The sequence below is a fragment of the Roseovarius sp. B08 genome, from assembly GCF_051417955.1.
Taxonomy (GTDB): Bacteria; Pseudomonadota; Alphaproteobacteria; order Rhodobacterales; family Rhodobacteraceae; genus Roseovarius.
Map to the genome: position 1 here is coordinate 1,734,240 of NZ_JBPRLW010000001.1, position 13,938 is coordinate 1,748,177.

Below are 13,938 nucleotides of genomic sequence, written 5' to 3' on the forward strand. Positions count from 1 at the left end.
GATCATGGACGTTGTTCTGCATATCGGGGCCCACAGGACGGCCACTACCACGTTTCAGGCCTACCTGGCCGAGAACCGGGTTGCGCTGGCGCGCAAGGGGATCACCGTCTGGGGTCCGAAACAGACGCGCGACGGGCTCTTGACCGGTGTGATCCCGGTGGACAGCCCGCGCCCGCCGCAGGAACAGCTGGACCGCGCCCGGGCGCGCGTGGCGATCAACATCGCCCGCGAACGCAGGGCCGGCGCCAAGGTGCTGGTGATCAGTGACGAGAACATGATCGGCGCGCCGCGCCGGTGCTTGCGGCAGGGGCGGCTCTATTCCGATATCGGGCAGCGCATGGCGCGGTTCGCTCATGCGTTGGACGGACAGGTGACGCGGGCCTACCTGTCGATCCGTAGCCACGAGAGTTTCTGGGCCTCGGTTCTGTCCTATGGCGTGGCACGCGGCCACCGCGTGCCGGACACCGCGACGCTGGAGGCGCTGGCCGCGTCTCCGCGGCTGTGGCGCGATGTGGTTCTCGACGTGGCCTGCGCACTGCCGGGGGTGAAGTTGACCGTGATGCCTTACGAAATTTTCGGCGGACTTCCGGAGCGGATGCTGGAACACATGACCGGTCTTGGCCCGATGCCGCGTGCCCACGCGCGGGAATGGATGAACCAGGCGCCCAACCTGCCGCAGCTGCGCCGGATCGTGAAGGACCGCGGCGGCGCTCCGGCAGGCCTGCCCGAGGGGCCGGGCAAGTGGCAGCCGTTCGACGACACCGCCCTGCGCGACATGCGCGAGGCCTATGCCGACGACCTCTACTGGCTGCGTGCCGGGGCGGAGGGATTGGCGCAGCTGACAGAGGAAACCGGACCGGTGAAGACGGGGACAACCCCGCGCCCGGACCAGAGGAAAAGAGGACAAGACGATGGGATCGAAAACCGACGATTGGCGTAAGATCGCGGAAGGCGAGCTGAAGGGCCGCAAGCTGGAGGAGCTGACGTGGAAGACCCTTGAAGGGATCGACGTCAAACCGCTTTATACCGAGGAAGATGTCGAGGGGATGGAGCACCTTGGCACCATCCCCGGACAGGCGCCGTTCACCCGGGGCGTGAAGGCCACGATGTATGCCGGGCGGCCCTGGACGATCCGGCAATATGCCGGATTCTCGACAGCCGAGGAATCGAACGCCTTTTATCGCCGCAACCTGGCCGCCGGGCAGCAGGGCGTCTCGGTGGCCTTCGACCTGGCGACGCATCGCGGTTACGACAGCGACCACCCGCGCGTGGTGGGTGACGTGGGCAAGGCGGGCGTGGCCATCGACAGCGTCGAGGACATGAAGGTGCTGTTCGACGGCATCCCGCTGGACCAGGTGAGTGTCAGCATGACCATGAACGGCGCGGTGATCCCCGTGCTGGCCAGTTTCATTGTCGCGGGCGAGGAGCAGGGGCACGACCGCAGCGCCCTGTCGGGCACCATCCAGAACGACATCCTGAAAGAGTTCATGGTGCGCAATACCTATATCTATCCGCCCGAACCCAGCATGCGGATCGTCAGCGATATCATCGAGTTCACCGCCAACGAGATGCCGCGCTTCAACTCGATCAGCATCTCGGGCTATCACATGCAGGAGGCCGGCGCGAACCTGGTGCAGGAGCTGGCCTATACGCTGGCGGATGGCCGGGAATACGTGAAGGCCGCCATCGAGGCGGGAATGGACGTCGACCGCTTTGCCGGGCGGCTGTCGTTCTTTTTCGCCATCGGCATGAATTTCTTCATGGAGGCGGCAAAGCTGCGGGCGGCGCGCCTGCTGTGGCACCGGATCATGACGGAGTTCGGGGCCAAGAACGACCGCTCGAAGATGCTGCGGACCCACTGCCAGACCAGCGGAGTCAGCTTGCAGGAGCAGGATCCCTACAACAACGTGGTGCGCACCGCGTATGAGGCGATGAGCGCGGTTCTGGGCGGCACGCAGAGCCTGCACACCAACGCGCTGGACGAGGCCATCGCGCTGCCCACGGATTTCAGCGCGCGGATCGCGCGGAATACGCAGCTGATCCTGCAGGAAGAAACCGGCGTGACGGCGGTGGTCGATCCGTTGGCGGGGTCCTATTACGTGGAAAGCCTGACCGCCGAGCTGGCCGAGAAGGCTTGGGAGTTGATGGAAGAGGTCGAGGAGATGGGCGGCATGACCAAGGCCGTGGCCAGCGGCATGCCTAAGCTGCGGATCGAGGAATCGGCGGCCACACGGCAGGCGATGATCGACCGGGGCGACGAGGTGATCGTCGGCGTCAACAAGTACCGCAAGGACCGCGAAGACCCGATCGACATCCTGGACGTGGACAACGTCAAGGTGCGCAAGGGGCAGGTCGAGGCGCTGGAGCGTATCCGCGCGGAGCGTGACGAGGATGCCTGCACCAAGGCGCTGGATGAATTGACGCGCCGCGCCAGGGACGGCGGCAATCTGCTGGAGGCCGCGGTGGAAGCGGCCCGCGCAAGGGCTACTGTGGGGGAAATCAGCATGGCCATGGAAAAGGAATTCGGACGGCACCGCGCCGAGGTGAAGACGCTGGCCGGGGTCTATGGCAAGGCCTACGAGGGCGACGAGGGGTTCGCGGCGATCCAGAAATCGGTGGAGGCCTTTGCCGAGGACGAGGGGCGGCGGCCGCGGATGCTGGTCGTCAAGATGGGGCAGGACGGGCATGACCGGGGCGCCAAGGTGATCGCCACGGCATTCGCCGATATCGGGTTTGACGTCGACGTGGGCCCGCTTTTCCAGACGCCGGACGAGGCGGCGCAGGACGCCATCGACAACGACGTGCACGTGATCGGGATTTCCAGCCAGGCGGCGGGGCACAAGACGCTGGCGCCGCAGCTGATCGATGCGCTGAAGGAGAAGGACGCGGGCGACATTATCGTGATCTGCGGGGGGTCATTCCGCAGCAGGATTACGAGTTCCTGAAAGGCGTGGGCGTGAAGGCCATCTTCGGTCCCGGCACCAACATCCCCGAGGCGGCGCAGGATATCCTGCGGCTGATCCGCGAGGCGCGGGCGGCCTGATGCAAAAGCGCTCCAAGATCCTGGTCGGCATGGCGGCGGGGCTGGTCTGGGCGGTTGCGGTGCTGTGGATCGGCCGCCAGATCCCTGTGCCGATGGCGATGATGCAGCCGACGCTGATGGGGGCGGCCTTTGGCCCCGGCGTGGTGCTGGCGATGATGATCGGCCGGCTGGCGCAGCGGCGGTTCTTTGACAATGCGGCGATCGACGGTCAGCCGCTCAGGGACGGTGCAGCGGTGGATGCGCGCGTTTTGCAGAACACGGTCGAGCAGGTTGTGTTGGCCTTGTGCATCTGGCCGCTGGTGGGGTTCTTCCTGGGCGCGGGCACGGTGCTGGCACTGGGGATCGGCTTTGCCGTGGCGCGGCTGGCGTTCTGGGTGGGGTATCATGTCGCGCCGGCCTTGCGGGCCTTTGGATTTGCGGCGACGTTCTATCCGACGGTGCTGGCGGCGCTCTGGGTGCTGTACCGGCTGACATTGGGGTAGGACATGCTGAGACTGGATCATTTCGCGGTGGCGGCCGAGACGCTGGACGAGGGCCGCGCCTATGCCGAGGAGGCGCTGGGCGTGGCTTTGCGGCCCGGCGGGCAACACGCGCATTTCGGCACGCATAACATGCTGCTGGGGCTGGAGGAGGGGCTCTACCTGGAGGTCATCGCGATCGACCCCGACGCGCCCAAGCCGGGGTACGCGCGGTGGTTCGATCTGGACCGGTTCGGGGGGCGGCCCAGGCCGACGAACTGGATCTGCAACACGCCGGACCTTGGCGCTGTGGTGGAGCGCTTTCCGCAGGCGGGCGTACCGGTGCCGCTGGCGCGAGGAGAACTGCGCTGGCAGATGGCGGTGCCGGAGGATGGGCGGCTGCCGTGGGACAACCTCTTTCCGGCGGTGATCGAATGGCAATGCGCGCAGCATCCGGCGCAGATGTTGCCGGCCTCGGGATGCCGGCTGGACCGGCTGGTGGTGACGCACCCCGATGCGAGGGCGTTGGAGGACGCGCTGGCGCCAGTGCTGAGCGACGGCCGCGTCGTCTATGAGACGGGGGCCGCGGCGCTTGTGGCCGAGCTGACCACGCCGCGCGGGGCGTGCGTGCTGGCATGAAGGTGCGGGCGGCGGAAGCCGGCGACGCCAAGGCGTTGGCCGGGATCGTCAATCACTACATTCGTGAGACCACCGTCAGCTTTACCGAAGATGAAAAGACCATTCTGGAAGTTGCGCTGGCCGTGAAGACGCGCGACGAGGCGGGGCACGGGTTTCTGGTGGCCGAGGACGAAGGCGGGCTGCTGGGCTATGCCACCTACGGGCCGTTTCGCAGCGGGTCGGGCTATCGCGAGACGCTGGAGCATACGGTGCTGCTGCACCCCGGAGCCGAGCGCCGGGGCGTGGGCCGGACGCTGATGGAAGCGCTGGAGGATCACGCGGTCAGGGGCGGTGTGCATTCCCTGATCGGCGGGATCAGTGCGGAGAACGAAGGTGCGATCGCCTTTCACCGCAAGATCGGGTTCACCGAGGTGGGGCGTGTGGCGCAGGCCGGGCTGAAATTCGGGCGGCGCATCGACCTTTTCCTGATGCAGAAACTCCTGTCCCCCGAAGGCCGCGCGGCTTAGGTTGATCGCCATGTCGATCTGGAGTCGCATATCCGAGGCGCTGTCGGCGCTGGCCAGTGGCGAGACGCTGGCCAGCGTGTTCGACCGTCTGCGCACGCCACCCGAGCGGACGGTGGCGTTCGCGATTGCCGTGATCGCGCTGGGGGCCAAGATGGCCAAGGCGGATGGCCAGGTGACGCGGGACGAGGTGACGGCGTTCCGCGAGGTGTTCCAGATCGCCCGAGACGACGAGGCGGGCGCGGCGAAGGTGTTCAACCTGGCGCGGCAGGACGTGGCGGGGTTCGAGGAGTATGCGCGCCGGATCAAGGCGATGTTCGGCGGAGATGAAGCGACCCTGAACGACCTTCTGGAAGGGCTTTTCCACATCGCGGTGGCCGACGGGGTGTACCATCCGAACGAGGACGTGTTCCTGTCGGAGGTTGCGAAGATATTCGGCCTGCCGGAGCGGGAGTTCAGCACGCTGCGCAGCCGTTTCGTACCGGATGCCAAGCCTGACCCCTATGCCGTGCTGGGGGTGACACCCGAGACGCCGCTGCCCGAGATCCGCAAGGTCTGGCGCAACAAGGTACGCGAGATGCATCCCGACCGGATGGTGGCACGCGGCGTGCCGCAGGAGGCGATCAAGCTGGCCGAGAAGCGGCTGACGGACGTGAACGACGCGTGGGAGCAGATCCAGCGCGAGGCGGCCTGAGCGATGCGGTTCGCGACGTATAACGTCGAGTGGTTCAATGCGCTGTTCGATGCGCATGACGCGGTGCTGGACGATGACGGGCCCTCGGCGCGGTATGGCGTGACGCGGGGCGATCAGCTGGCGGCGCTGGGGATGGTGTTCGCGGCTATGGATGCCGATGCGGTGATGGTGATCGAGGCGCCGGACAGTGGCCGCAAGCGCAATACCGTGACCGCGCTGGAAGGCTTCGCGGCGATGATGGGCTTGCGGGCACGCAAGGCGCTGATGGGGTTCGTGAACGACACGCAGCAGGAGATCGCGCTGCTGTATGATCCGGACGTAATGACGTGCAGGCATGACCCGAGGGGCGAGGAGACCGGCAAGAAGGGATCGAGCGAAGCGCCGCGGTTCGACGGAGTGTTCCGAATCGACCTGGATATCGACGCGACCGAGGATCTGGTGGTGTTCTCCAAGCCGCCGCTGGAGGTGGCGGTGGAGGTGCGGGGCGGGTTCAGCTTTCGCATGATCGGGGCGCATCTGAAATCGAAGGCGCCGCACGGGGCGACCACGCGGGACGAGGTGATGCGGCTGGCCATCGCGAACCGGCGCAAGCAGCAGGCGCAGGCGGTGTGGTTACGCAAGCGGGTGCGGGCACATCTGGAAGAGGGCGAGCACCTGATGCTGCTGGGGGACCTGAACGACGGTCCGGGGCTGGACGAGTACGAGAACCTCTTTGGCCGCTCGTCGATCGAGGTGATCATGGGCAGCGCCGAGGCGGGCGAGTTGCGGCTTTACGATCCGCACGCGCGGCGGGCGTTGAACCAGCGGATTGGCGCGCAGCACAGTTCGGCGCGGTTCTATCTGAAGGACGAGGGGCGTTATCTTCAGGCGTTGCTGGATTACATTATGATTTCCAGGGGTTGCGGGCGAAGGCGCCGATATGGCGCATCTGGCATCCGTTCGAGGATCCCGAATGCTGGAAGGTGCCAGAGCTGCGCGATGCGCTGCTGGCGGCGTCCGATCACTTTCCGGTCACGCTGGATATCGACCTATGATCTTAAAATTGTCACCGAACGCGCTATATTGGGAGTATGAAACAGACTCTGTCCATTGCCGCCCTGTCGCTGACCCTTGCCACTGCCTCACCCGTACTGGCGCAGGAAGAAGGCGAGAGTGAGGGCATGAACCTGATGGAACGCGGTGCGCAGATGTTCATGGAAGGCATCATGCGCGAGATGGAGCCGGCGTTGCGCGACCTGGAAGGGCTGGCGCAGGACATGGAGCCCGCCGTGCGCAATTTCGTGCAGGAGATGGGCCCGGCCTTTGCCGACCTGCTGGGCGAGATCGACGACCTGAGCAATTATCATGCGCCCGAAATCCTTGATAACGGTGACATCATTATCCGGCGCAAGATGCCTTTGGAAGATGACGTCGATCCGGATGGCGACGGCGAGATCGAGATTTAGGTCCGGGCGCGGCGCGGGCGCAGCAGCTTGACCTCGAACTCGGCCTGAAGCGTGTCGGCCAGCGAGGCGAGGCGCGTCTGCGCCACCTCGCCGTAGAGCGGCACGGCCTCTTCGGTCAGGCGCAGGACCAGCTGTTTCTTCTTGGGATGCCATGTCAACTCGCCCAGCTGGGTGTCCTTGCGCAGCCAGAACATCGCGGCAAAGCGCATGGCCTTGCCCAGAACTTCGGCCTGATGCTGGCCGCGCTCGTCCAGAAGCCCGGCCAATTTCTCGAACTGGGTGCCCTCGCGCTTGTTGGAATAGCGGTGCAGGAGGGCGAGACCCAGGAACACCCGTTCGGAATGCTTGAGCCCGCCGAGATTGGCGCGGGTGGCGTTGTCGAAGCAATCCTCGGCGCGGTAGTCGGGATGCGAGCGCCAACTGACGTCGTGCAGCAGGCAGGCGGCGCGGATGATGCGCAGCTTGTCGGGGCGGGCGCTGCGAAAAAGCGGCTCGACGAAGTGATAGATGGCGCGGCCATAGCCGGGCAGGCGGGCATCCTTGGCCTCGGCAAAGCGGCACGCCTCGATCAGGGGATCGCGGTCGCGTAGCTGCTGGGGCATCTGTTCGTACAAGAGCCCCTCGCGGATGCCGTAGCTGGAGATGGCGATGTCGCGGGGGCCGAAGGTCTTGACCAGGCGGCGCAGCACCTCGGCGGCGTCGGGCACAAGCGCCATACGTTGCGAGGAAACGCCGGCGCGGTTGCGCAGATCCTCGGGGTCGCTGTCGGCGATGTAGTCTGCGGTCTTGCGCACGTCCTTGGGCGTCATGCGGTATTCGTGCAGGACGTGCAGCGGATAGCCGCGGCGTTCCATGTCGATCTTGGCGATGGCCCGCCACGAGCCGCCGACGAGAAAGAGGCGGTTCTTCTGCTCGCCCAGTTCGTCGTGCATCCGCTCCAGCGTGTCCTTGATGAAAGCCTTGCGGGCCTTCTTGCCGCCCTTGACCTCTTGCAGGGAGAAGGGGCCGAGGCGGGAGGTCAGGCGGCGGCCGACCTGGCCGCCGTTGATTTCGGCCAGTTCCATGGAGGAGCCGCCGATGTCGCAGACGAGGCCGTAAGAGCCGGGCCAGCCCAGAAGCACGCCCTGGGCCGAGAGGCGCGCCTCCTCGGGGCCGTCGATGACCCAGAGATGGACGCCGGTCTCGCGCTCGATTTCCTCGCGGAAGGCGTCGCCGTCGGTGGCCTCGCGCACGGCGGCGGTGGCGACGGCGGTGAGCGGGCCGGTGCCCATGTTCTCGGCCAGACGGGAAAAGCGTTTCATGGCGGCCAGCGCGCGTTCGCGGCCCTCGGGGTTCAGCCGGCCGGTTTCCGACAGGCCCTGGCCCAGCCCGCACATGATTTTCTCGTTATAGAAATAGGCCGGGCTGCGGGCGGCGCCGTCGAACACCACCATGCGGACCGAGTTCGAGCCCACGTCGACCACGCCCACACGGCTGAGCGCCTTGGCCGCGTCCTTGTCGAAGAGCGGGCGCCCGAAGGGGCCCCATTCGCTGTGTTCAGGATCGGTCGTGCCGTCCATGACATCCCCGGCTTGGTAACGACCCTTTATATGCGACAGGGGGCCGCAAGGGTCAATCGTCGGTATGGGTGAGTTTGGGCACGTCCGCCGCCCCGGCGGAGCCACGGCCCGATAGCGACGGGTTTTCCATGAAGAAGCGGTGGCAGTTGAAGGCGAAGGTGCCTTCCTCGGTCAACTCGCGTTGGAAGCTGCCGTCGGGGGACATCACCCAGGTTTGCGCGACGTCGGCAAGGTTGGCGGCCATGACCTGGCCCACGATCTGGGCCTTGACGGTGGGGTTGGTGATCTCGACCAGGGTCTCGACCCGGCGGTTGAGGTTGCGGCCCATCCAGTCGGCGGAGGACATGTAGACCTTGGCCTTTTTCGAGGGCAGGCCGGCGCCGTTTCCGAAGCAGACGATGCGGGAATGTTCCAGAAAGCGCCCGACGATGGACTTGACGCGGATGTTTTCCGAAAGCCCCTTTATCCCCGGGCGGATGCCGCAGATGCCGCGCACGACAAGGCAGATCTTCACGCCGGCCTGGGACGCGGCATAGAGCGCGTCGATGACATCGGGTTCGATGATCGAGTTCATCTTGGCCCAGATCTCGGCCGGTTTGCCGGATTTGGCGTGCTCGCACTCGGCCTCGATCATTTCCAGCAGGCGAGGTTTCAGCGTGGTGGGCGAGATGGCGAGGTTTTCCAGCTTTTCGGGCTGGGCGTAGCCGGAAAGGTAGTTGAATACCTTGGTGGCATCGCGGCCCAGCGAGGAATCGCAGGTGAAAAGGCTGAGGTCGGTGTAGATCTTGGCGGTGATGGGATGATAGTTGCCGGTGCCGTAATGGGTGTAGGTCACCAGCTTGTCGCCCTCGCGCCGGACCACGGTGGAGATCTTGGCGTGGGTCTTGAGGTCGAGAAAGCCATAGACCACGTGGGCGCCCGCGCGTTCCAGCCGGCGCGACTGGCGGATGTTGGCGGCCTCGTCAAAGCGGGCCTTGAGTTCGACCAGCGCGGTCACGGACTTGCCGTCCTCGGCAGCCTCGCACAGCGCCTCGACGATGGGGCTGTCCTTGGAGGTGCGGTAGAGCGTCTGCTTGATCGCCACCACGTCGGGGTCGCGGGCCGCCTGCGTCAGGAAGCGGATGACCATGTCGAAGGTCTCGTAGGGGTGGTGCAGCAGCATGTCCTTTTGCCGGATGGCGGCGAACATGTCGCCGTCATGGTCCTGCACCCGTTCCGGCACGCGGGGCGTGAAGCTGGGCCACAGCAGGTCGGGGCGGCTGTCGAGCACCATTTCCTTGAGATCGGCGAGCCCGATCATGCCGTCGACCTCGACCACCTCCTCGGGGCGGACTTCGAGCTTGTGCATGATGGTGCGGCGCAATTCCTCGGGCGCGCCGGAGGAGATTTTCAGGCGAACCACCTCGCCGCGGCGGCGGCGTTTCAGGGCCACCTCGAATTCGCGCACGAGGTCTTCGGCCTCTTCCTCGACTTCCAGATCGCTGTCGCGCAGGACGCGGAAGTTGCAGTGGGCCTTGTAGGTGTAGCCCGGGAAGAGGTGATCGAGGTTCAAAAGCAGCAGGTCTTCGAGCGGGAGGGCGCGGTACTGGCCCGGCTCGGACGGGACGGTGACGAAGCGGTCGATCTGGTTGGGGATGGGCAAGAGCGCCTGAAGCGGGCGCTTGTCTGACTTGCGCTGCATCTGGAGCGCCAGAGAATAGCCGAGATTGGGGATGAACGGGAACGGGTGCGCGGGGTCGACGGCCAGCGGCGACAGGACCGGGAAAACCTGTTCGAGGAAGATCTCGCTGAGATGGGCGCGGTCCTCTTTCGTGAGGCTGTCGATGTCGAGGATGATGATGCCCTCGGCCTCCATCTCTTGCCGGAGATCTTCGAGCGTGCCCTGTTGCTGGGCCAACAGCTTGCGCGCATCCTCGTCGATCAGGACAAGCTGTTCGGCTGGGGTGAGGCCATCGGCGGCGGGGGTGGTGTTGCCGGCGTGGGCAAGCTCGCGCAGGCCCGCGACGCGGACGTTGTAGAACTCGTCGAGGTTGTTGGCCGAGATCGACAGAAAGCGCAGGCGTTCCAGCAGAGGCACGCGGGGGTTCTGCGCCTCTTCGAGGACGCGCCAGTTGAAGCCCAGCCAGCTGAGCTCTCGGTTGAAGAATCGCCCGGGGCCGGTGATGTCGAGGCCGTCGATCGTCACGGGGGCCGGGGCAGTTGACTTGAGGAAATCGGCGTTTGTCATAGGGCCCTTATGCGATTGCGACGTAACGATAAGGTGACGACTGTGCCGTCAGAGACCTGCCTTGTCCAGCACGTCGCGGGCAAAGGGGCGGGTGATGGCCCGTTTGCGGGAAAGCGCGGCGGAATCGAGCAGCGCGACGACCTGGCGGGCGGCCTCGAAGGAGCGGTCGATGTGGCTCACGAGGTAGGGGATGACGTCCGGCGCAGGGGTGAGCTGGCGGTCGTCGAAGAGCTTGGCGAGGATCGCGGTCAGCAGGCGGTCGTCCGGCAGATCGAGTTCGACCGCGGGCGTGCCCTGCATCCGGCTGGCAAGGTCGGGCAGCGCGAGGTTCCAGTACTTGGGCGCGGCATGGGCCGTCAGCAGCAGGAAATGCCCCTCGGCCAGCGTCAGGTTGTGCAGGTGAAAGAGCGCGGTTTCGGCGGTGTCATCGCCGGCGATGGTCTCGCAATCCTCGACCGCGACATGGGTGCGGGCGAGGGCGGGAATGTCGGCCTGCGCGAGGTCGCCCGCGGGCACGATGGTGGCGCCGCTTTGCGCCGACCAGACATGGGCGAGATGGGTCTTGCCCGCGCCTGGCGGGCCGTGCAGGACCAGCTTGCGGGCGGGCCATGCCTGCCACGTGTCGATCAGGGCCACGGCCTGGGCGTTGGCGGCGGAAACGAAGAAGTCCTCCCGCCCGTGTGCAGGTTTGGCGGGCAGGTCGAAGCTGAGCTGCTGTGCCATTTATTCAGTGTCCCGTGACTCCTGCCCTTGATATAGGGCACTGTCGAGATATTGCCGCACGGCAAAGCGCATCAGCACGCCGATGGCCGCCGCCACGGGCACGGCCACGAGCATGCCCACGAAGCCGAAGAGCGCGCCGAAGACCGACAGCGCGAAGAGCAGCCAGACCGGGTGCAGGCCCACGGAGTCGCCCACCAGCTTGGGCGTGAGAATGTTGCCCTCGACCACCTGGCCCAGCACGAAGATGCCGGCGACGAGTCCGATGGACAGCCAGTCTCCCCAGAACTGGAAGAGCGCGAGGCCGATGGCCAGCACTCCGCCGATCAGGGCGCCGACATAGGGAATGAAGGTGATGAGGCCGGCGATGGCCCCCACGACGAGGCCGAATTGCAGACCCACCAGCATGAGAGCGACGGCATAGTAGGTGCCGAGGATCAGGCAGACGGTGCCCATGCCGCGGATGAAACTGGCAAGCGTGGCGTCGATGTCGCGGGCCAGGTGGCGAATGATCGGCGCGTGCTCGCGCGGAAGCAGACGATCGATCTCGGCGATCATGCGGTCCCAGTCGTACAGCAGGTAGAAGGCCACGACCGGCACGATGACCAGCAGGACGGCCACGTTGACGAGCGAGCCAAGGGAGGCGAGCACGGTTTCGACCACCTGTCCGCCGCGTTCCTGGATGGTGGTGCCGATGGTGGCCAGCGACTGGCGCAGGGTGGAATCCTGGTCGACGAGATCCGGAAAGCGGGCGGTGAGGAAGTTCTGCAGATCGTTGAAGAGCTGTGGCGCGATGTCGATCAGGTTGGCGGTCTGGTTCACGAGGGTGGGAATGACCAAGAGCGCCATGATGACGAAGATGCAGATCGCCACCAGCGTGATGAGCGCGACCGCCACCGCCCGCGAGGCGCCCATGCTTTCTATACGGTCGGCCACGGGGTCGAGGAAATAGGCCACCGCGCCCCCCAGCACGAAGGGCAGGATCACGTCGCCCAGGAACCACATGACAACGAGGAACATCGCGATGGCGACGCCCCAGAATTGAATTTGTGTCCGGACGGGAAGGGCCATGCCACCTCGGGAGAACGAAATGCGTCACCTGCTTTTCGCGCAAGGGGGGCAGTGTTGCAAGCGCCTTCCGGCTTGTCTGGCGGGCGTTGAGGACATAAACGGGGCGGGAGCACGCAATGACCAGAGGTTCCCCATGCGCCTGTCCAAGTATTTCCTGCCGGTCCTGAAGGAGACGCCCTCGGAGGCGCAGATCGCCAGCCACCGTCTGATGCTGCGGGCGGGGATGATCAAGCAGGCCAGCGCGGGGATCTATTCGTGGCTGCCCTTGGGCTTCAAGGTGTTGCGAAAGCTGGAGAATATAGTCCACGAGGAGCAGGTGCGGGCGGGGCATATCCCGATGCTGATGCCGACGCTGCAATCGGCTGACCTGTGGCGCGAAAGCGGGCGGTACGACGCCTATGGCCCCGAGATGCTGCGCATCCGCGACCGGCAGGACCGCGATATGCTCTATGGTCCGACGAACGAGGAACTGATCACGGATATCTTCCGCGCCCATGTGGGCAGCTACCGGGATTTGCCGCTGACGCTTTATCACATCCAGTGGAAGTTCCGCGACGAGATCCGGCCACGCTTTGGCGTGATGCGGGGGCGCGAGTTCTTCATGAAGGACGGCTACAATTTCGACCTGACGAAGGAAGACGCGCTGCACGCCTATAACCGCCACCTGGTCAGCTATCTGCGGACCTACGAGCGGATGGGGCTGCAGGCGATTCCGATGCGGGCGGATTCCGGCCCGATCGGGGGCGACGACACGCATGAATTCCTGGTGCTGGCCGAAACGGGCGAGTCGGAGGTGTTCTATGACAGCGAGATCACCGACCTGAAATTCGGCGAGCGCGAGATCGATTACAGCGACAAGGCGCAATGCCAGGCGGTGCTGGAAGAGTTTACGTCGCGCTATGCGCGGACGGATGAGACGCACGATGAAGAGATCTTCAATCAGATCCCCGAGGACCGCCGCCGCGTGGCGCGGGGGATCGAGGTGGGGCAGATCTTCTATTTCGGGACCAAGTATTCCGAGCCGATGGGCGCCACGGTGCAGGGGCCGGACGGCAAGCCGGTGCCGGTGCATATGGGCAGCCACGGGATCGGCGTGAGCCGCCTTGTGGGGGCCATCATCGAGGCCAGCCACGACGACAAGGGCATCATCTGGCCCGAGGGCGTGACGCCTTTCCATGCCGGGATCGTGAACCTGAAGCAGGGCGACGGCGAGGCGGATGCGGCGTGCGAGAAGCTTTATGCGGCGCTGAAGGGCAAGGGGCTGGACCCGCTTTACGATGACCGCGACGAGCGGGCGGGGGGCAAGTTCGCCACGATGGACCTCATTGGCCTGCCTTGGCGGATCACCGTGGGGCCGCGCGGGCTGAAGAACGGGGTAGTGGAACTGACCAGCCGCCGCACCGGCGAGAGCGAGGAGATGGCGCCGGAGGCGGCGGTCGAGAAGATCGCGGAGATCTATGCGCCGCACCACGGTCAGGCCGGCACGGTCGAGCCGATGGGGGATCGGGCGTTCCATACCTGGATGTAAGGGACCTGCGGCGCGGGGCCTGAGCCGGTGCCGCGCCCGGTCACGATAATC

General features: G+C 65.7%; 11 protein-coding genes and 2 pseudogenes. 9 read left to right on the plus strand and 4 right to left on the minus strand.

Features of this window, described 5'->3' with window-relative positions:
* Positions 1-4 precede the first annotated feature (4 nt).
* The 8 genes and pseudogenes from ACSQ76_RS08815 to ACSQ76_RS08850 all read left to right on the plus strand — a co-directional run bounded on the left by ACSQ76_RS08815 (position 5) and on the right by ACSQ76_RS08850 (position 6,782).
* A complete protein-coding gene (locus tag ACSQ76_RS08815; protein ID WP_437156283.1) occupies positions 5-940 on the plus strand; it encodes a hypothetical protein in 936 nt (311 codons plus the stop codon).
* Positions 912-3,043, plus strand: a pseudogene (scpA, locus tag ACSQ76_RS08820) (methylmalonyl-CoA mutase). Before ACSQ76_RS08815 ends, scpA begins: the two are co-directional and overlap by 29 nt.
* Positions 3,043-3,525, plus strand: a complete 483-nt coding sequence (locus ACSQ76_RS08825) for an MAPEG family protein (protein ID WP_437156284.1) — start codon at positions 3,043-3,045, stop codon at positions 3,523-3,525. Before scpA ends, ACSQ76_RS08825 begins: the two are co-directional and overlap by 1 nt.
* A 3-nt stretch (positions 3,526-3,528) precedes the next feature.
* Complete coding sequence (locus tag ACSQ76_RS08830) at positions 3,529-4,140, plus strand: VOC family protein (protein WP_437156285.1); 612 nt, start codon at positions 3,529-3,531, stop codon at positions 4,138-4,140.
* Positions 4,137-4,646 carry an N-acetyltransferase family protein gene (locus tag ACSQ76_RS08835; RefSeq protein WP_437156286.1) on the plus strand — a complete coding sequence of 170 codons (510 nt, stop codon included), beginning with the start codon at positions 4,137-4,139 and terminating at the stop codon, positions 4,644-4,646. Before ACSQ76_RS08830 ends, ACSQ76_RS08835 begins: the two co-directional genes overlap by 4 nt.
* A 10-nt stretch (positions 4,647-4,656) precedes the next feature.
* A complete protein-coding gene (locus ACSQ76_RS08840) occupies positions 4,657-5,337 on the plus strand; it encodes a TerB family tellurite resistance protein (protein ID WP_437156287.1) in 681 nt (226 codons plus the stop codon).
* A 3-nt stretch (positions 5,338-5,340) separates the two neighbouring features.
* Positions 5,341-6,371: pseudogene (locus tag ACSQ76_RS08845) on the plus strand (endonuclease/exonuclease/phosphatase family protein).
* Positions 6,372-6,407: 36 nt separating this feature from the next.
* Positions 6,408-6,782 (plus strand): hypothetical protein, encoded by a 375-nt coding sequence (locus ACSQ76_RS08850; RefSeq protein WP_306129623.1) that lies wholly within the window; start codon positions 6,408-6,410, stop codon positions 6,780-6,782.
* Here ACSQ76_RS08850 and ACSQ76_RS08855 read toward each other — a convergent pair.
* Genes ACSQ76_RS08855 through ACSQ76_RS08870 form a run of 4 tightly spaced genes read right to left on the minus strand, consistent with a single transcriptional unit; the run spans position 6,779 to position 12,359 of the window.
* Positions 6,779-8,341 carry a Ppx/GppA family phosphatase gene (locus ACSQ76_RS08855; protein WP_437156288.1) on the minus strand — a complete coding sequence of 521 codons (1,563 nt, stop codon included), beginning with the start codon at positions 8,339-8,341 and terminating at the stop codon, positions 6,779-6,781. The genes ACSQ76_RS08850 and ACSQ76_RS08855 overlap by 4 nt on opposite strands.
* Positions 8,342-8,393: 52 nt before the next feature.
* A complete protein-coding gene (locus ACSQ76_RS08860) occupies positions 8,394-10,568 on the minus strand; it encodes an RNA degradosome polyphosphate kinase (protein ID WP_437156289.1) in 2,175 nt (724 codons plus the stop codon).
* A 48-nt stretch (positions 10,569-10,616) separates the two neighbouring features.
* The gene (locus ACSQ76_RS08865; RefSeq protein WP_437156290.1) at positions 10,617-11,291 is read right to left on the minus strand and encodes an HdaA/DnaA family protein; all 675 of its coding nucleotides are present in this window, start codon (positions 11,289-11,291) and stop codon (positions 10,617-10,619) included.
* Positions 11,292-12,359, minus strand: coding sequence for an AI-2E family transporter (locus ACSQ76_RS08870; RefSeq protein WP_437156291.1), 1,068 nt, complete (start codon positions 12,357-12,359; stop codon positions 11,292-11,294). It lies immediately after the preceding gene.
* Between the two features lie 133 nt (positions 12,360-12,492).
* On the opposite strand from ACSQ76_RS08870, the gene proS reads away from it, so the two are divergent.
* Positions 12,493-13,887: a proline--tRNA ligase gene (gene proS / locus ACSQ76_RS08875; protein ID WP_437156292.1), complete on the plus strand. Its 1,395-nt coding sequence runs from the start codon at positions 12,493-12,495 to the stop codon at positions 13,885-13,887.
* Positions 13,888-13,938: the final 51 nt, after the last annotated feature.